16 protein-coding genes are annotated in these 18,730 nt (G+C 59.0%); 7 read left to right on the top strand and 9 right to left on the bottom strand.

Annotated features, from left to right (window positions below):
* Positions 1–70 precede the first annotated feature (70 nt).
* Together QPM17_RS07565 and QPM17_RS07560 are read left to right on the top strand one after the other, a co-directional pair.
* Complete coding sequence (locus tag QPM17_RS07565) at positions 71–415, top strand: hypothetical protein (protein WP_285390049.1); 345 nt, start codon at positions 71–73, stop codon at positions 413–415.
* 62 nt (positions 416–477) lie between these two features.
* Positions 478–1,002 carry a cytochrome b gene (locus tag QPM17_RS07560; RefSeq protein WP_285390048.1) on the top strand — a complete coding sequence of 175 codons (525 nt, stop codon included), beginning with the start codon at positions 478–480 and terminating at the stop codon, positions 1,000–1,002.
* Positions 1,003–1,024: 22 nt separating this feature from the next.
* On the opposite strand, the gene QPM17_RS07555 is transcribed toward QPM17_RS07560, so the two are convergent.
* From QPM17_RS07555 to QPM17_RS07540, 4 genes are all read right to left on the bottom strand, one after another.
* The gene (locus QPM17_RS07555; RefSeq protein WP_285390047.1) at positions 1,025–2,035 is read right to left on the bottom strand and encodes a dihydroorotate dehydrogenase-like protein; all 1,011 of its coding nucleotides are present in this window, start codon (positions 2,033–2,035) and stop codon (positions 1,025–1,027) included.
* A complete protein-coding gene (gene nifJ / locus QPM17_RS07550) occupies positions 2,028–5,621 on the bottom strand; it encodes a pyruvate:ferredoxin (flavodoxin) oxidoreductase (RefSeq protein ID WP_285390046.1) in 3,594 nt (1,197 codons plus the stop codon). The genes QPM17_RS07555 and nifJ overlap by 8 nt, the downstream gene beginning before the upstream one ends.
* Before the next feature lie 139 nt (positions 5,622–5,760).
* The gene (locus QPM17_RS07545) at positions 5,761–6,558 is read right to left on the bottom strand and encodes an ABC transporter permease (RefSeq protein ID WP_285390045.1); all 798 of its coding nucleotides are present in this window, start codon (positions 6,556–6,558) and stop codon (positions 5,761–5,763) included.
* A complete protein-coding gene (locus QPM17_RS07540) occupies positions 6,545–7,153 on the bottom strand; it encodes an ABC transporter ATP-binding protein (protein WP_285390044.1) in 609 nt (202 codons plus the stop codon). The genes QPM17_RS07545 and QPM17_RS07540 overlap by 14 nt, the downstream gene beginning before the upstream one ends.
* Before the next feature lie 88 nt (positions 7,154–7,241).
* Between QPM17_RS07540 and QPM17_RS07535 the strand changes: the two genes are divergently transcribed.
* A complete protein-coding gene (locus QPM17_RS07535) occupies positions 7,242–7,868 on the top strand; it encodes a porin family protein (protein ID WP_285390043.1) in 627 nt (208 codons plus the stop codon).
* 7 nt (positions 7,869–7,875) lie between these two features.
* Here the strand turns inward: QPM17_RS07535 and arsJ are convergent, their stop codons facing one another.
* Genes arsJ through QPM17_RS07520 form a run of 3 tightly spaced genes read right to left on the bottom strand, consistent with a single transcriptional unit; the run spans position 7,876 to position 10,883 of the window.
* Positions 7,876–9,069: an organoarsenical effux MFS transporter ArsJ gene (gene arsJ / locus QPM17_RS07530; RefSeq protein WP_285390042.1), complete on the bottom strand. Its 1,194-nt coding sequence runs from the start codon at positions 9,067–9,069 to the stop codon at positions 7,876–7,878.
* Position 9,070: 1 nt separating this feature from the next.
* Positions 9,071–10,075 carry an ArsJ-associated glyceraldehyde-3-phosphate dehydrogenase gene (locus tag QPM17_RS07525; RefSeq protein WP_285390041.1) on the bottom strand — a complete coding sequence of 335 codons (1,005 nt, stop codon included), beginning with the start codon at positions 10,073–10,075 and terminating at the stop codon, positions 9,071–9,073.
* A 43-nt stretch (positions 10,076–10,118) separates the two neighbouring features.
* Positions 10,119–10,883, bottom strand: a complete 765-nt coding sequence (locus tag QPM17_RS07520; RefSeq protein ID WP_285390040.1) for a metalloregulator ArsR/SmtB family transcription factor — start codon at positions 10,881–10,883, stop codon at positions 10,119–10,121.
* A 129-nt stretch (positions 10,884–11,012) separates the two neighbouring features.
* Between QPM17_RS07520 and arsH the strand changes: the two genes are divergently transcribed.
* The 4 genes from arsH to corA all read left to right on the top strand — a co-directional run bounded on the left by arsH (position 11,013) and on the right by corA (position 14,420).
* Positions 11,013–11,729, top strand: coding sequence for an arsenical resistance protein ArsH (gene arsH / locus QPM17_RS07515; protein ID WP_285390039.1), 717 nt, complete (start codon positions 11,013–11,015; stop codon positions 11,727–11,729).
* A 10-nt stretch (positions 11,730–11,739) separates the two neighbouring features.
* Positions 11,740–12,810, top strand: a complete 1,071-nt coding sequence (arsB, locus tag QPM17_RS07510) for an ACR3 family arsenite efflux transporter (RefSeq protein ID WP_285390038.1) — start codon at positions 11,740–11,742, stop codon at positions 12,808–12,810.
* Between the two features lie 150 nt (positions 12,811–12,960).
* On the top strand, positions 12,961–13,257 hold the full coding sequence (locus QPM17_RS07505) for an arsenate reductase (azurin) small subunit (protein ID WP_285390037.1): 297 nt from the start codon (positions 12,961–12,963) through the stop codon (positions 13,255–13,257).
* A gap of 209 nt (positions 13,258–13,466) precedes the next feature.
* A complete protein-coding gene (corA, locus tag QPM17_RS07500) occupies positions 13,467–14,420 on the top strand; it encodes a magnesium/cobalt transporter CorA (RefSeq protein ID WP_285390036.1) in 954 nt (317 codons plus the stop codon).
* A gap of 306 nt (positions 14,421–14,726) precedes the next feature.
* Here the strand turns inward: corA and uvrD are convergent, their stop codons facing one another.
* Both uvrD and QPM17_RS07490 read right to left on the bottom strand, forming a co-directional pair.
* The gene (gene uvrD / locus QPM17_RS07495; protein ID WP_285390035.1) at positions 14,727–16,892 is read right to left on the bottom strand and encodes a DNA helicase II; all 2,166 of its coding nucleotides are present in this window, start codon (positions 16,890–16,892) and stop codon (positions 14,727–14,729) included.
* Between the two features lie 251 nt (positions 16,893–17,143).
* Entirely contained in the window at positions 17,144–18,598 is a 1,455-nt protein-coding gene (locus QPM17_RS07490) for an NAD-dependent succinate-semialdehyde dehydrogenase (protein ID WP_285390034.1), read from the bottom strand.
* Between the last annotated feature and the right edge of the window lie 132 nt (positions 18,599–18,730).

Raw genomic sequence — 18,730 nt, 5'->3', positions numbered from 1 at the left:
TCCCTGATGCAATAACACCTGACCAACAATGACATTCCGTCATGGGTTTCACCAGATCAGGAGTTCTATCATGAATAAGATCACCACGATTGCAGCTATATCCGCCGCCGCTTTGCTGAGTGCAACACCACTTCTGGTGTCTGCAGATGATGATTGCCGGGAAAAACAGCGTTATGAGCACCGTCGCGACGGAAAGCCCATGAACGCGGATCTCAAACAGTACAGTACTGAAGAAATGCGAATCATGGCCTTTGGCCGGGCACTCAGACGGTTTGGCCCCGGGGTGGAGGTATCAGTGAATGAAACCAGCGACGGCACCTATCAGGTGCAGTTGCGGGACGCCGAGCAGAACCTGATCCGGGAACAGGAGTTCAACCAATACGGTGCCCCGGTTCGCGGCTCCCGCCGGGACTGACCCCCCTGTGGTCAGCGCAGGGGCCCTTTCCGGGCCCCTCACCCCCCTGAAGGAGATTGATGATGACATTGATGGATGCAGAAAACCGATACGGCGGCGTTTCCCGCGCCCTGCACTGGCTAATGGCAGCCCTGTTGCTGCTCATGCTTGCCAGCGAGGTCTGGTTCGAGGCCCTGGAAGACAGCCTCTCGGAGCACTCGCTGATGGCCTGGCACCAAAGCCTTGGCCTGGCTTTGTTCGGGCTGATGGTATTTCGTGGCTTATGGCGATGGCTGAACCGGTCGCGCCTCTCACCGCCCGAGCACTGGGCAACCATGGCGAAACTGGGACATTTCGCTCTGTACGCGCTGATGATTCTGATGCCTCTGTCAGGACTGGCTACCGCCGTAGGTGAAGGGGACACCGTCACTTTCTTTGGCTGGACCGTCTTTGCTTCAGGCCCGGAAGTCGAGTGGCTGGAAGACAGCGGCGAAGACGTCCATGAGACCCTGGCAAACCTGCTATGGCTGATGATCGGCTTGCATGTGGCAGCCGCGCTGGCGCACCAGTACCTGCTGAAGGATCGGGAACTGAAGCGCATGGCCTGACACAGCTGCCCCCTGTTTCCGCTCATGTTGTCCCTGGTGAAGATTGCCAGCCGTGCAACAGGTGGGCGTAATTCAACCGCTCCCAGGTCCGGGAATTGGGGGCATTTGCCAGTGACAGGGCACCGCGGGCTTCAGCCAGAGTGCGGTAACCCATGGTGGAGAGGCGCTGGTTCATTTCGCCCGTAATCCGTGCCAGCGCCGACGGCCCCTCTCTCAGCAGCACCGACACCATCTGCACAACCGTGGCACCAGACAGGATCGCCTTGGCGGCATCATCGCCGCTGTGCACACCACCGGAAGCCGCCATTTCCAGCGCGGTACGATTGAACAGCATCGCTATCCCATGAAGCCGCAGGGGCAGCTCGGCATTGGTGGACAACACCACTTCGCGGCTCAGTTCCAGTTCATCCAGGTCCATATCCGGCTGGTAAAAGCGATTGAACAGCACCAGCCCCCGGGCCCCTGCCGCCTGCAGGCCTGCCACAAAAGCCGGAAGCGCGGAATAGAAGGGTGACAGTTTGACGCTGACCGGGATGGTGACCTGCTCCACAACCGAACGAACCACATCGAGCTGACGCTGTTCCAGGGAAGCGGCCGTGTCGGAAGGGTCTGTGGCCAGGTCATACAGGTTGAGTTCAATCGCCGACGCTCCAGCGTCTTCCAGTTCCCGGGCATGTTGGACCCAGCCGCCGGCAGATATGCCATTAAGGGAAGCAACCACCGGCACATTCAACGCGTTCTGCAGCGTTTCCAGGCGTTTGAGATAGCTGCCCGATCCCATCTCGAACACCTCGGATTCCGGAAAGAATGAACGCGCCTCAGCATCCATGTTAATGCGCGAATCGATAAAACGATGAGCGGCCATCTGTTCCGCCACCAGCTGTTCCTCGAACAGCGAATGCATCACTATGGCACCGGCCCCGGCATCAACGCAGGCCTTGAGTGCGTCCAGGTTGTCGGTCAGCGGGCTGGCGCCAACCAGCAGGGGCGAGCACAGGTCCAGCCCGAGCCATCGGGTTGCCAACTCAGTCATGACGGTCGCCTTCTTTCTGATCCGGTTCCGGGTGTTCATGGGGCTCAAAGTGGATCCCCGCCAGTTGCTTGTAGAGCTCCCGTTGTTCCTGCGCTGCTTCGCTCGCCGCTGCCACCAGTTGCTCATACCTTTCAGGATCCCGCAATTCCAGCATGCGGAAGCGGGCTTCTTCCTGCATATAGTTTTTCATGGTCACCTTCTGGCGCAGGGAGTCCAGCTGCAGGGGTGGCAGCCCTTCGTGGATGCGGCGGGGGTCGAACCGGTACAGCGGCCAGGCCCAGCTGTCCACCGCCCGCTTCTGCTGTGCCGGCGAGTGCACCAGATCGTATCCATGGGCAATGCAGGGGCTGTGGGCAATGATCAGTGCCGGGCCGTCGAAGCTCTCGGCTTCCTGCAGGGCCTTGGTGGTGTGATTGCTGTGGGACTGCATGGCGATCTGGGCCACGTAGACATGGCCATAGCTCATGGCCAGCAGCCCCAGGTCCTTCTTGCGGGTTTCCTTGCCGGCGGCGGCAAACTTTGCAATCGCGCCCATGGGCGTGGCCTTGGATTGCTGCCCGCCGGTGTTGGAATACACCTCTGTGTCCAGCACCAGCAGCTTGAGGTTCTGGCCCGACGCCAGGGCATGGTCAAGACCACCATAACCAATGTCGTAAGCCCAGCCATCACCACCGATTACCCACACGCTCTTGGGGCATAGCTCATCCGCGAGGTTTGACAGCTCCTCGGCCTCCCGGCCTTGCTGGTCCGCCAGCCAGTCACGCAGCCGGGTCACCGCTTCGCGCCGCGCCGCCATGGCCACCTCGTCAAGAGTGGCGCAGGGGCCGGTCAAATCTTGGTACAAATCTGGCGGCAGTTTCTCTCTCAGGTCTTCCAGCAACTGCCGGGCTCGGCCCACCAGCCTGTCCAGCCCCATTCGCATGCCCAGGCCCAGTTCGGCGGCGTCCTCGAACAGCGAGTTGTTCCAGGTCGGCCCGCGGCCATCGGCGTTCACGGTGTAAGGGGTGGTGGGCAGGTTGCCGCCATAAATTGAGGAGCACCCGGTGGCATTGGCAATCAGCAACCGATCGCCCAGTAACTGGGTGAGCAGGCGAATATAGGGCGTCTCGCCGCAGCCGGCGCAGGCGCCGGAATACTCGAACAGAGGGATCAGTAGTGGTAGCGATTTGAAGTCCCGGGGAATACGCTCCCGGGGCACGTCCGGCAGGCTTCGCAGGAATGCCAGGTTTTTCGCCTCGGCTTCCCGATGCTCTGCCAGCGGCCTCATGTTGATGGCCTTGCGCTTGGGCTGGGTGCGATCCTTTGCGGGGCAGACCTCCACACACAAGCCGCAACCGGTACAGTCATCCGGAGCCACCTGAAGCCGGTAGTCCAGCCCTTCCAGTTCCGGAGTGTGGGTTTCGGGCACCGCCTCGAAGGTGTCCGGGGCACCCTTGCCGGCCTCCGGCTCGAAGACCTTGCCGGTAATCGCCGTATGGGGGCAGATCATCGCGCAGAAGTTGCACTGTACACAAAGATCGGACTCCCAGATGGGGATTTCCAGGGCGATAGACCGTTTTTCATACTGGCTGGTGCCAGTGGGCCAGGTGCCGTCCGGAGGGAAGGCGCTGACCGGCAGTTTGTCACCCTGGCCGTCCATCAACAGACGAGTGACTTTCTGGACGAAGTCCGGTGCGTCCCGGGGAACTCTTGGCGGACGCCTGCGGGTGGCCGTCACCTCGCCGGGCACCCGCACTTCATGCAGATTCGCCAGGGCAGAGTCGACGGCCTCCACATTCCGGCGAACCACCTCCGGCCCGCGACGGCCCCAGGTCTGACGAATGGAGTCCTTGATGCGGGCAATGGCCTCATCACGGGGAAGAATGTCAGCGAGGGCAAAGAAACACACCTGCATAACGGTATTGATGCGTCGTTCCAGACCCGCAGCCTCCGCCACGCCAGCGGCATCAATCACGTAAAGTCTGACTTTGCGATCCACCAGAACCTGCTGGACTTCCACGGACAGCCTGTCCCACACCTGTTCCGGGGTCCAGGGCACGTTTAACAGAATTGTAGCGCCCGGTGCTGCATGTTCCAGAACATCGAACCTGTCCAGAAACTGCGGCGCATGCACCGCCACAAACTGAGCCTGGCGGATCTGATAACTTGAGCGGATCGGCAGCGGCCCGAAGCGCAGGTGCGATACCGTCGTCGCCCCGGACTTCTTGGAGTCGTAGACAAAATGGCCCTGGGCATACAGTTCCGTGCCCTCACCGAGAATCTTGATGCTGGCCTTGTTGCTGCTGACCGTGCCATCGGCCCCAAGCCCGAAAAACAGGGCGCGACGGGTCTGCGGTGACTCGATATCCAGTTCGTTGTCCACCTCAAGCGACAAATGTGTCACGTCGTCGCGGACACCCACCGTAAAACGGGTTTTCGGTGAGGCCGCCCTGAGCTGGTCAAAGACTGCACAGACCATTGCCGGGGTGAACTCCCTGGAGGACAGGCCATAACGCCCGCCAATCACCCGGGGTAATATTTGCCGATCGCCACGACTGTAGGCCTCCATCAGAGCGCCGCTGACTTCCAGCAGCAGAGGCTCGCCCTGGGCACCGGGCTCCTTGGTCCGGTCCAGCACTGCTATATGTGTCACGGTGCCGGGAAGCGCCTGCAGAAACTGATCGGTGGCGAAGGGCCGGAACAGACGCACCTTGAGGACACCAACCTTTTCCCCCTGCCCTGTCAGCCACTCCACGGTTTCATGGGCACACTCGGCTCCGGAACCCATCAGGATGACCACCCGCTCCGCTTCCGGGTGCCCCATGTAATCAAACAGCTGATAATGGCGACCGGTGATGTCAGCAAACCGCTCCATGACGGCTTCCAGGCGCTCCGGAAACACCTGATAGAAGGGGTTGGTGGCTTCCCGGGACTGGAAGAAGGCATCCGGGTTCTGGGAGGTGCCCCGCACCACCGGCCGGTCGGGAGTCATCCGGCGGCTGCGGTGTGACTGGACCCCTTCACGGGAAACCAGTGCCGTCAGGTCCTCGTCACTGAGCACCGCAATCTTGGAAATCTCATGGGAGGTGCGGAAGCCGTCAAAGAAATGCATCACCGGCACCCGGGGCTCCAGGGTCACCGCATGGCCGATAGCGGCCAGGTCCTGGGCTTCCTGCACAGACCCGGAGGCCAGCAGGGCAAAACCGGTGCCCCTGGCAGCCATCACATCGGAGTGATCGCAGAAAATGGACAGAGCATGGGTGGCGACACTGCGGGCGGCTATGTGCATGCAGAAAGGCGATAGCTCGCCAGCAATCTTGAACAGGTTGGGCAACATCAGCAGCAGCCCCTGGGAGGCGGTGAAGGTTGTCACCAGAGAACCCGCCTGTAGCGCTCCGTGCATGGCGCCGGCAGCGCCAGCCTCGGATTGCATTTCAACCACGCCGGGCACCTGGCCCCAGAGATTGGCCCTGCCCAGGGTGGCCCAGTCATCCGCATGCTCGCCCATCACCGATGCCGGGGTAATCGGATAGATGGCAATGGTTTCACTCAATCGATAGGCCACTGAGGCCACGGCTTCATTGCCATCCAGGGTCTGGAACGCCATTACCACCCCTCCATGTCGGAACCTGCCAGAGTCGTCAGGCTCTGTTCAGTCTAGGCGGGGCTTATGGCGGCCGCAAGCGGATGTCAGCGCAGCGGTACGCCTGGAAATCCGGCCCGAAAGTTCCTGATCGATCACTGGCTCAAGACTTTACCAACCGGTCCAGACGCAAGCGCTCACGATCATCAAACAGTCTGCGGCCACCCCAGGAGACCGCCATGACTGCACCAAAGCCAGTGGCTGCCGTAATAATGAGCATCACAAGGATCTGGTATTTCACGGCCACCGCAGGCGGACTGCCCGCCAGAATCTGACCAGTCATCATGCCCGGCAGGCTGACAATACCGGCCGCCGCCATGGCATTGATCGAGGGCATCATGCCACTGCGCATGGCGTCCCGGCGGATATCCTCCAGCGCCTGTTGCCAGGTCTGCCCCAGCATCAGCCGGTTCTCGATCACGCCTCTTTGTTGCCAGACCGATTCATTGAGCCGGTCCAGCGCCAGGCTGACGCCTGTCATGGTGTTGCCAAGCATCATACCCAGCAAAGGAATGGCATATTGGGGGGCATACCAGGGGTCGGGGCCGATCACCACGGTCAGGGCCAGTACCGTGATCGTGAAGGACGACACGAACATGGCGCCGGTGCCAATACCGAAAGCCCACCAGCCCTGCAAACGCCGACCCTGGCGTGCCACCACCTCACGGCCTGCGATCAGCAGCATCACCAGCGCCAGCAGAGCAATCCAGTAAAACGCAGAGGACGCAAACAGGGCTTCAAGTACCAACCCGATCAGCGCCAACTGGATGACCGTGCGGATGGCGGCAATCAGCAGGCTGCGGGTGATTCCAAGGCGGGCAATGTATCCGGATACACCCAGCGCCAGCACCAGCAGAGCCGCCAACCCCAGTTTCCACCAGGCAAGGTCAATCACTTCCATGGACAGGCTCCACTCTGGTTCCGTTAATCCGGTAGTGGGCATCCGCCACACGATGAATCTGGCCCGGATCATGGGCGATCCAGAGGGTAGCGATATGCCGGCGCCGAATCTCCTCAAGCAACCAGGTTTCCACGGTTTCCGTGCTGCTGCCATCCAGATTGGCAGTCGGTTCGTCCAGCAAAAGAGCCTCCGGCTGGAGAGAAAGCGCCCGCCAGAGGGCCAGCCGCTGACGCTCACCGGAGGACAGCCGACTGACCGACCAGCCCATCACTTCAGACGGGAAGCCCAGGGCCGGGGGCAGTCGCGAACCGGCATCATCTGGAAAATGGCCTCCCACCACATCAAACCACCACTGACTGTCTGCTGGCACCATTACCACCCGGCTCCGCCACTGGTGGGCAGGCATTTCCTGCTGACGGGTCCCCCCCAGAGAAATGCCACCACCATGGGGTTCCAGATCCGCCACCGCTCTCAGCAGGCGACTTTTGCCACTGCCGGACGGGCCGGACAGGCAAGCGACCTGCCCGGCAGGCACCACCAGAGATACCTCGCTCAGGGCGCCAACACTGACGTTTTCCAGCAAAAGTTCTGTCAAAATAGGTTCACCATGGCCTGCGGGATCCATAATGGTTACACCATTGCACAGGATCTCGCCAGCAACCAGCCACGCATAGCAGGTATGTATGAGCCTCCGAACCTTCACAGCGGTCCTATTCGCCCTTACCTTGCCAGTGCCGCCGGCGGTGGCAGAGGTTGGAGTGTCACCGTTTGCAGGCTTTCGCATGAGCAGTTCGGTGGATATCGAGACCGCCGGTGCCAGCGCTGACGATCAGATCCACTTCCGGGACTCCGCAAGCCAGGGGCTGGCACTCAATTTTGACCTGGCCGAACCTGGCAAGCAGGGGGAAATTTACTTCAGCCGGCAAAGCACCTCCGCCAGGCTGGACAACGGCCTGTTCGCTCCGGGAATCGAGTCCATTGATCTGACGATTTACCAATTCCAGTTCGGAGGGCTCTATTTTCCAGGCGGAAAAAGCTACGGAGGGTTTGTCTCCGGCGTGCTGGGAGTTACCCGCCTGGAGCCGGAGGACTCGAGATACGATAGCCATCACCGGGCAGCTCTGACGCTTGGTGGCGGCTATCAATTCTTCATGACCGAACAACTGCGGCTGCGGCTGGATCTTCGCGGCATTTATACCGCCCTGAACTCGGCAGGTTCTGTGTTCTGCTCCGGCGGATGCGAGCTCAGGTTTCGCAGCGACGGTTACTTACAGGTGGAAGCCGGCGCAGGACTGGTCATGCGTTTCTGACGCCGGCTCACACCACTACGGGCCGCCTCTCGGGCAACAACAAAGAGAGAAGTGATGCCATGGCCACCAGACCCGATGATATCCACAGACAGGCTTCCAGCCCATAGGCCTGATAGACCCAACCAGAGAGAATGGTGCCAAGAAGCCGGCCGGCAGCATTGGACATGTAGTAGAAGCCCACATCCAGGGAAACGCCGTCACCCCGGGCATAGCTGACGATCAGATAGCTGTGGAGAGAGGAGTTGATGGCAAACAGCACGCCAAACAGCAGTAATCCGCCCACAATCACCATCTGTGGCGGCCCCCCTGCCATCAGGCCAACGGCAATAGCAGCGGGAATCAGAGCCAGGGCGGCGGCCCAGAGCACCGCAGGTTGTTTGCCTTCCATATTGCCGGTAATGCGCGGCGCAATGGTCTGGATGAAGCCATAGCCGATAATCCAGGTGGCCATGAAAGCACCCACCTTCCAGAAATCCCAGCCGAATACCGTATGCAGGTATACCGGCAGGGCCACCACAAACCACACATCGCGGGCACCGAACAGGAACATCCGCGCCGCCGACAGGACGTTGATCGCACGGCTCTTCGACAGGATCTCACGGAACTTCGGTTTCGCCTTACTCTTGCCCAGCTCCTGCTTGAGCAGGAACAGGCTCGCCAGCCAGACCGCGGCGAGGGCAACAGCCATAATAATGACCGCGCCCGTGAAGCCTGCGGCCATCAACAACACCCCGCCGAGGAAAAATCCCACGCCCTTGAGGGTATTCTTGGAGCCGGTCAGAATCGCCACCCACTTGTATAGGGTGCCCTGCTGCTCATCCGGTACCAGCAGCTTGATACCGCTCTTGGCGGACATCTTGTTCAGATCTTTGGCAATGCCGGAAAGCGCTTGTGCCGCCATCACCCAGGGTACGGTCAGCATGGCCGCCGGTACAGCCAGCATGCCCAGCGCCACGATCTGCAGGAACAGGCCGATATTCATGGTGCGATTCAGCCCCATGCGGGCGCCCAGATAACCACCCACCAGGTTGGTCACCACGCCGAAGAACTCGTAGAAGATGAACAATAGGGCGATTTCCAGGGGCGAATAACCCAGCTGGTGAAAATGCAAAACCACCAGCATCCGAAGGGCCCCATCCGTCAGGGTGAAGGCCCAGTAGTTGCCGGTAATGACCAGGTACTGTCGGATGGCGGCGGTCATATCAGGCCGAGCCTACCTTACGCACCAGCTCGGCAGTGCGGTTGGCATAACCCCACTCGTTGTCGTACCAGGCATAGATTTTCACCTGGGTGCCGTTGACCACCAGAGTTGACAGCGCATCGACGATGGACGAGCGCGGGTCGGTCTTGTAATCAATGGACACCAGCGGGCGTTCTTCGTAGCCCAGGATGTCTTTCAGTTCCCCTTCGGCCGCCTCTTTCAGTAACTGGTTGACCGTATCGCGATCGGTCGGCGTTTCCACCTCGAAAACGCAATCGGTCAGCGATGCGTTGATGAGGGGAATGCGAACCGCATGGCCATCAAGCCGGCCTTTCAGTTCCGGGAAGATCTCAATGATGGCCGTGGCGGAGCCGGTGCTGGTCGGAATCAGCGAACTGCCACAGGCCCGGGCCCTGCGCAGGTCCTTGTGCGGCGCATCAATGATGGTCTGGGTATTGGTCAGGCTATGAATGGTGGTGATGGAGCCATGCCTGATGCCCAGCTTTTCATGAATCACCTTCACCACCGGCGCCAGGCAGTTGGTGGTGCAGGAAGCGGCGGTCACAATGCGGTCGTTGGCAGGATCGAAAATATCATCGTTCACGCCGAGGACAATGTTCTTCGCGCCTGCCTCTTTAACCGGGGCGGTCACAACCACCCGCTTCACACCCTGATCCAGATAGCCCTGCAGAACCGCCACCTTCCTGTTCACCCCGCTGGCTTCGATGACCAGATCACAGCAGGACCAGTCGGTCTCTCCGATGGACTTGTTGTGGGTCACCCGAATGCGTTGGTCCCCGATAACAATATCGTCACCATCCGCAAGGGCCTCCTGACTCCAGCGGCCATGCACACTGTCAAAGTTCAGCAGATGCGCCAGGGTACCGGCACCCGCACCCGGATCGTTGATGGCAACAAACTCCATATCCGGCCATTCCCACGCTGCCCTCAGTGCCAGGCGGCCGATACGGCCGAATCCGTTAATACCAACTTTAATCTTGCTCATGGTGTTCTCCTTGCGAGATTCGCAATCCGTGTGATGTGTCAGATCAGGGGCACTGCGCTACCGGCCGGTCCGCCATCGCCTGCAGCCTCGCCAGCGGCTGCTCGACCAGTGCGGCATTATTATGTGCGGTTTCCTCCAGAACCCGTAACACCCAGTCTGGCAGGCCCGGGTTAAGGTAATAATAGACCCATTGCCCCCGGCGTTCCGTTTCCAGCAATCCCGCATCACGCAATGAAGCCAGATGACGACTGACTTTCGGTTGAGATACGTCAAAGGCCTCGGTCAGCTCGCATACGCACAGTTTTTCCTGGCCTCTGATCAACAACAGGGCAGCCAGGCGCAGATCATCGGCCATGGCCTTGAAAATGGTCACCGGGTTGTAGCCGGCAGGTTTCAGCCCGGTCTCTTTCTGGTGGACCAGGGTGAACAGACCAATGCGCTCCTTGAGCTCCTTGAGCGTCAAAGCAAAGGTAGCATGGCGGTTACTTTCGGCAGGGTCCGGAAAGTCCCAGGCTATCTGCTGGGCACCGGAAGCCACCAGGGTGCATTCCCGGGCCGCCTTCTCACACAGAGTGATTACATAATCCCAGTACTGGCCTTGCAGCTCCGACAGCGGTTTGCTGTGAAGCCCGTCGACAGATACTCCCGCTTCACGCAACACTTGTAGTGCCAGAGGATGAGGGTGGGCAGGTTCGGTACCGGCACTGGCCACCTCAAACCGGTCACCGGCCATGTGCTGGAGCAGGGCTTCGGCCATCAGTGAGCGCGCACTGTTGGCGGTACAGACAAACAGAACTCTTCTCTTCATGTGGATATCCGTATATTTGGATTGCCATATATGTAATTTTTGCGATAATAGCTCAGCAATATGACAGCGTAAAGACAGCTATCACTCCAGAACCGGAAAAGAACACTGGGAAAAGTGACCGACGTGACCATGAGCCTATCTGACCTACCCAATATCGATGCCGGCCTTTTCCGGCCCCCCACTAACGAAGACCTGTTTGCCTCAGCGCTTTCGAGTCACCGACCGACGATTCTGCTGCTTTACGGCTCCCTGCGTGAGCGCTCGTTCAGCCGCCTGGCGGTGGAAGAAGCTGCGCGCCTGCTCGAGGCCATGGGAGCCGAAACCCGAATCTTCAATCCGCGCGGCCTGCCGCTGGCGGACGCCGAAGACGCCTCCCACCCGAAGGTGCAGGAACTGCGGGATCTAGCCCAGTGGTCCGAGGGGATGGTCTGGTGTTCGCCAGAGCGCCACGGTGCCATGACCGGCATCATGAAGACCCAGATCGACTGGATTCCCCTGTCCATTGGTGGCATGCGACCAACCCAGGGCAAGACCCTGGCGGTTATGCAGGTTTGTGGTGGCTCCCAGTCATTCAACGCGGTGAATCAGTTGCGGGTACTGGGCCGCTGGATGCGGATGGTGACGATTCCCAACCAGTCATCGGTGCCCAAAGCATTTACGGAATTTGATGACAACAACCGGATGCTGCCGTCGCCCTATTACAACCGAATCGTCGACGTAATGGAGGAACTGATGAAATTCACCCTGCTGATACGGGATCGCAGCGATTATCTGACGAACCGCTATTCCGAAAGAGTCGAGAGTGCCGAAGAAGTCTCGAAGCGCGTCAATCAGCGATCCATGTAAGGGGTAACGAATGAACAGTCATACAGACGCCAATACAGGCACGGGCACCAGTGAAGGCATGGATCTTTTCGGTAAGTACCTGTCGGTCTGGGTGGCCCTGGCCATCGTTGCCGGCGTGGCCCTGGGGCAGCTGGCACCGGTGGTGCCAGAAACACTTTCCCGCTTCGAATACGCCCAGGTCTCCATTCCCATTGCGATTCTGATCTGGGCCATGATCTTTCCGATGATGGCACAGATTGATTTCAGCGCCGTACTGGGCGTGCGTAAGGAACCAAAGGGGCTGGCCATCACCACCATCGTGAACTGGCTGATCAAGCCGTTCACCATGTTCGCCATTGCTTGGTTCTTCCTGATGGTAGTGTTCGAGCCGTTTATTGCACCGCAACTGGCCAGCGAGTATCTGGCAGGTGCCATATTGCTGGGCGCTGCCCCCTGCACCGCCATGGTATTTGTCTGGAGCTACCTCACCAGGGGCGATGCCGCCTATACCCTGGTGCAGGTATCACTGAACGACATTATCATGCTGTTTGCCTTCGCACCCATCGTGGTATTTCTGCTGGGCATCTCGAACATCCAGGTACCCTGGGATACCGTCCTCCTCTCAGTGGTTCTGTACATTGTCATCCCGCTGACCGCCGGCTACCTGACCCGCCGCACTCTCATCGCCCGACACGGCCAGCGCTGGTACGACGACGTGTTCATGAAGCGCCTCAGCCCGGTTACCCCGGCAGCACTCATCGTCACCCTGGTATTACTGTTCGCCTTCCAGGGCGAGGTGATTCTGAACAACCCACTGCATATTGCACTGATTGCTGTGCCGCTGATCGTGCAGACGTTCCTTATCTTCTTTCTGGCCTATGGCTGGGCAAGGTTGTGGAAGGTACGCCACTGCATCGCTGCTCCCGGTGCCATGATTGGTGCCAGTAACTTTTTCGAGCTGGCTGTTGCTGCAGCGATTGCTCTATTCGGTCTGCAATCCGGGGCAGCCCTGGCAACAGTTGTGGGGGTCCTGGTCGAGGTACCACTGATGCTGGTACTGGTTCGCATTGCCAATAAAACCAGGGACCATTTTCCCGTTTAGGATGCGATGACACTGATCAATGAGAAAATTGACGGTGATCAAAAAACATACAGAAATTTACTTCTGCAGCTACATCCCGAGAGGGTCTGAACTAATCCTGTTTTAATGAACTGCAACTTCTTGTAAGTAAGTGAGCAGCCAGGGAAGGTAATGCTGGACTATCCTCAAACCACCATCAGCAAGGCAGCTGACCTGAAGGTTGGCCAACCGGTTTCCTTCACCTATCCGGATGCCTCGTCGCCCTGCACCCTCGTCAAAACCGGTCGCCAAACCCACGGAGGAGTCGGCCCGGACGGTGACATTGTCGCCTACAGCAACCTCTGCACTCACATGGGATGTCCGGTTTCCTATTCCTCCGAGGGGTGGTTCCACCGGCTATCTGGCCACGTACGAAAGGTGCGGGCCGCTGGAAATCAATCCGGAGGATGCCCGGGATCTCGGTATTGAGTCTGGCGACCTGGTCACTCCCTGGACAGACCGGAACATCATCCCCTACTACAAGGGAACCTGGGCGGATGTCCGCCGTATCGGCAGAATTGATGACTATGCTGACAAAGTGAGCTTCAAGCGTCGGCGATACGTCTAGAATCGTTAGCAGCGTGCTCCTGTTACACTAGTATTCTTAGTGGGTTACTCAGGCTGTTCGGAGCACGCGTATGCTTAGGTTCTTCAGGATCGAAGATGGTTTGATCACCGAAATGGACGGTTCACAGGAGCCTCCGGCGGCGCGTTTGAAACAGGCAGACTGGATCGACGCCTGTGAACCCGACGAAGCCGAACGACAGATACTCCAGGAACTGCTGAAGACCGATATCCCGGAGTTTGACGATGTCGAGGAAATCGAGGCGTCAGCGCGCTGCTTTGTGGATCAGGCAGGAGTACATGTCCACTCACTTTTCCTGAACCTTGCCGAGGGGCGTCATAACACTGTGTCGGTCGCCTTCATACTGCAGAACAAGCGCCTGATCACGATTCGCGAGAGTGAACTGGCGGATTTCCGCTTGATCCGAATGCGCGCACGCCGCGGGCAGGTAGAGGCACGAAGTGTGGCCGAAATTCTGGTCACACTGCTGGAACAGAAAGTGGAAAACCATGCCGACGGGCTCGAAGACCTTCATCGACAGCTGGAGGAGGTCAGCTACCTGGTGCTTGAAGATGAAGAAGCGGAACTGGACGAGGCCATCAATCGCCTGGCCAGGCTGGAGGACAGTAACGGCAAGACCCGGCTGTGCCTGATGGACACCCAGCGCAACATCTCGTTTCTGCTTCGTCACCTGAGCAAGGATGGCGAACAGCGGGAGACCCTACGGGAAATTAACCGCGACATTGAAACCCTGATGTCCCATACCACCTTCCTGTTCGACAAGATCAACTTTTTGATGGATTCCACTCAGGGTTTCATCAATATCGAGCAGAACCAGATCATCAAGACCTTTTCGATAGCGGCGGTGGTTTTCCTGCCACCCACACTGATTGCCAGCGTTTACGGCATGAACTTCAAGCACATGCCGGAGCTCGAATGGCTATTGGGTTATCCGGGGGCGATCGTTCTGATGGTATCCGCCGGGTTTGCGCCTTACTGGTACTTCAAGCGTAAGGGCTGGCTCTAGCTTTTTGGGCTTGGTGGAGGCTGATATCGGGAACACCTTTCCAAAACACGCTCCTGCGGCACGTCCATGTGACGCTTGAGCTCCGCCATCCATGGCTCCGCACAGTTTTGGAAAGGTATTCCCGATACCAGCCCAAGCCTCGAAGAGATCCTCAAAAGCTTTATCAACCGTAGGTCGGATTAGCGAAGCGTAATCCGACAAATTGTATCGACTTGCAAAGCGTCGGATTACGCTTCGCTAATCCGACCTACTTCTTGCCGGCTGCACCAGAGCCCGGGGCCCTTAACCTGTGCTTCACCCCCAAATTCAGCAGGCTTCCAAAGGTGCATAGGCAAGAACGAGCCACTTGGCACCCTCATCAAAATTCACCTGCACCCGGGTATGGTGGCCGCTACCTTCACTGTTCATCACGATACCCTCGCCAAACTTTGGATGACGTACCCGCTGCCCCAGACTGAACCCGGCCTTTTCCATGGGGGCTGAATCAAACAAGCTTTCATTGGGGCGGGACACCATGGCCGGGCGAGTGACGGTATTGCGCAGACGCACTTCCTGGATGCAGTCGCCGGGGATTTCGCGGACGAAGCGGGACAGGGCGTGGAACTTTTCCTGGCCGTACAGGCGGCGTGATTCGGCGTAAGTGAGCACCAGCTTTTTCATGGCACGGGTGATACCCACATAGGCCAGGCGGCGCTCTTCTTCCATCCGCCCCGGCTCTTCCAGTGACATACTGTGGGGAAACAGCCCTTCCTCTACCCCGGCCAGGAACACCAGCGGGAATTCCAGGCCCTTGGCTGAGTGAAGAGTCATCAGCTGCACGCAATCTTCTGTCGCTTCCGCCTGTGCCTCACCAGCATCCAGGGCGGCTTGGGCAATGAACTCCGACAGCGGATCAACACCCTCTTCTGCTTCAAAGTCCGACAGGGCATTGACCAGTTCATCCAGGTTTTCGGCCCGCGCCTGGCCTTTCTCACCCTTTTCGTTGGCGTGGTAATCCCTGAGGCCGCTCAGCTCCAGTGTTTTCTTCATCAACCCATGCAAGGACGCGTCATCCACCATCTCTGTCAGGCTTTCGATAATGCCCATGAAGGATTGCAGGCCAGTCTTGGCACGGCCCTTGACCTGTCCCGCCTCAAGCAGTCGCTCGGCGGACTCCCACAGGGAGATGCTGCGTTCGGTGGCAAACGCCCGCAAATCGGCCAGGCTCTTGGCACCAATGCCTCGGGCAGGGATGTTCACCACCCTCTCAAACGCCGCATCGTCCCGGCGGTAGTGCACCAGGCGCAGGTACGCGATCGCGTTGCGGATTTCCTGGCGGTCATAGAATCGCAGGCCACCGTATACCCGGTAGGGAATGCCCTGGCGTATCAGGGATTCCTCCAGCACCCGGGACTGGGCGTTGGAACGGTACAGGATGGCGGACTCACTGCGCAGGTTGCCTTCGCTGACCCAGCTACTGATGGTGTCAGCGATGTAGTTGGCCTCGTCCTGCTCGTTGAACGCGGCGTAGAGGCTGATGGGCTCGCCATCCGGGCCATCGGTCCACAGCTCCTTGCCCAGCCGGCCCTGGTTGTTGGCGATCACGGCATTGGCCGCTTTCAGGATCAGCTGGGTAGAGCGGTAGTTCTGCTCCAGCCGCACCAGCCGTGCATTGGGGAAGTCCCGCTGGTACTGCTGGATGTTTTCGACCTTGGCGCCGCGCCAGCCATAGATCGACTGGTCGTCGTCCCCCACTACCGTCATCGGTACACGGTTACCCGCCAGAATCTGTAGCCAGGCGTACTGGATGGCGTTGGTGTCCTGAAACTCGTCCACCAGAATCTGCTGGAAGCGACTCTGGTAATGGCTCAACAGCTCCGGGCGATGCAGCCACAGCTCATGGGAGCGCAGCAACAGCTCGCCAAAGTCCACCAGACCGCTCAGGTTGCAGAGCTTCTCGTACCGGCGATAGACCGTAAGCATGGTTGAAGTGAAGTGGTCCCCGGGGTTTTCCTGAATGTGCTCTGCCCGCAACCCTTCGTCTTTCTGGCCGTTGATGAACCACTGGGCCTGCTTCGGTGGCCAGCGGCTCTCATCGATTTCCAACTCACGCATCACACGCTTGATCAGCCGCAACTGGTCGTCGCTGTCCAGGACCTGAAAGTTCTCCGGTAGCCCCGCTTCCCGATAATGCGCTCTCAATAAGCGGTGAGCAATTCCGTGAAAGGTGCCGAACCAGAGGCCGCGGGCCGGAATATTCATCATCTGCTCGATGCGAAAGCGCATCTCCTTCGCCGCTTTGTTGGTGAAGGTTACCGCCAGAATGCCCGTCGGCGGCACCTTGTCCACCTGCATCAGCCAGGCGATCCGATGTACCAGCACCCGGGTCTTGCCACTGCCCGCACCAGCGAGCACCAGCAAGTGGTCATTCTGGGCGGTGACTGCCTCGCGCTGGGCATCGTTGAGAGCGTCGATAATGTGGGAGACATCCATAGAGATCCGGTCGCTACTGGTTAAATGAACAGGGTCAGAATTATAACAGGAGAAAGGGGGGTTTGCCGGGTGGGGGTACCTTGGGTTGGTTTGTCGGATTACGGCTTCGCCTAATCCGACCTACAAGTTTACTGTTGCCGGCAAGAAGTAGGTCGGATTAGCGAAGCGTAATCCGACGAAAAAATTCCATGGGCCAAACAGAGCACGGAGAAAGTTTCCCCGTGCGACAGTCCCATCATGTGAGGGCTTTTCTAGAAACCTCTCGGCACTGTTTGCGCTTCTACAAACTCGAACAATCCTTCCAGGCCGCCCTCGCGGCCGATGCCGGAGGCCTTCATGCCACCGAATGGTGCTTCCGGCGTGGGGCCGGTCCCGGTGTTCCAGCCACAATGGCCAAACCGCAGCCCGGCAGCCACCCGCTGGGCGCGTTCCGCGTCACCGGTAAACACATAGGAGGCCAATCCGAATTCGGTATCGTTACCGGCTTCAATGACCTCTTCTTCGCTGCGGAAGGTGGCCATGGGCACCAGCGGGCCGAAGGTTTCCTCACGGGAACAGCACATGTCCGGGGTAATACCGGAAATGACCGTTGGCGGGAAGAACAGGTGTCCCTCGCCCAGATCGGACGGCTTCTTGCCGGCCACCAGTTGGCCGCCTTTCTCAAGAGCGTCTTCCACGTGGCGTTTCACCTTGTCGAAACCGGCCTTGTTGATGAGCGGGCCCAGGTCCACGTCTTCGGTCAGGCCATCGCCCACGGTCATGCGGTTGACCCGGTCCGCCAGTTTCTGTCCGAACTCCTCCACCACTTTCTCGTGGACGAAGATCCGGTTGGCGCAGACACAGGTCTGGCCACCACCACGGAACTTGTTGGCAATCAGGTTATCGGCAGCCGCATCCAGGTCGGCGTCGTCAAAGACAATATACGGTGCGTTGCCACCCAGTTCCAGGGCCAGCTTTTTCACCTGGTCGGCGGTATCGACGATCAGCTTGCGACCCACTTCCGTGGAGCCGGTGAAACTGAGCATGGGCACGTCCGGGTGCTCACACAGCACCTTGCCTATGACGCTGGCCTTACCCATCACCAGGTTGACCATGCCATCGGGCAGATCCACATGCTTGTCCATCAGGGTAAACAGGGCAATCATTGTCAGCGGCGTTTCACTGGCAGGCTTGATCACCGAGGGACAACCCGCGGCCAGGGCCGCAGACAGCTTCTTGGCAATCATACCGATGGGAAAATTCCAGGGCGTGATCAGCCCCGCCACGCCAATGGGACGATAATGTACCGTCCAGGTGCAGTCCTTGGGCTTTTCCGTCAGGGTGTGAGCATCCAGCGCCTGGATATGCTTGGAGCAGTAGTCAAAGAACCCGGCGGCGTAGTCCACCTCGCCCTGCGCTTCCTTCAGGGGCTTGCCATGCTCCATACACAGGATCCGGCCTACTTCCTCTTTATTGGCCTTGAGGGCGTCGCGGATATCTTCCAGCCACTTACGACGGGTTTCGATGGTATAGGGGCTGGTCAGACGAAGTGCGGACTTCCCGGCTTCAACAGCCTGCTGCACTTCACTTTCGGACATCGATGCCACACTGGCAACCACCTCACCCGTGGCCGGGTTGTAGACGTCAAAGGTGTTACCGTCCGGAGATTCAGACCAGCGACCGCCGATATAGCCAGTCAGCTTGGGAAGCAGTGGTGACTCGATCATCTCGGCTCCTTTTTACGATGATTTCGGAATGTGTAAATTCGTGTTTGCGTCAGTGTGATATGTCTCTCATAGTGGATGCAGAAACCGCACCTGTAAAGTCAGACAATGGTGTTTTGACCAACACCCGCGGAC

Origin of the sequence: Marinobacter azerbaijanicus, from assembly GCF_030250645.1 — a bacterium.
GTDB classification, from domain to species: domain Bacteria; phylum Pseudomonadota; class Gammaproteobacteria; order Pseudomonadales; family Oleiphilaceae; genus Marinobacter; species Marinobacter azerbaijanicus.
Note: the sequence above shows the minus strand (reverse complement) of the source record. Positions and strands in the feature narration are given on the sequence as shown.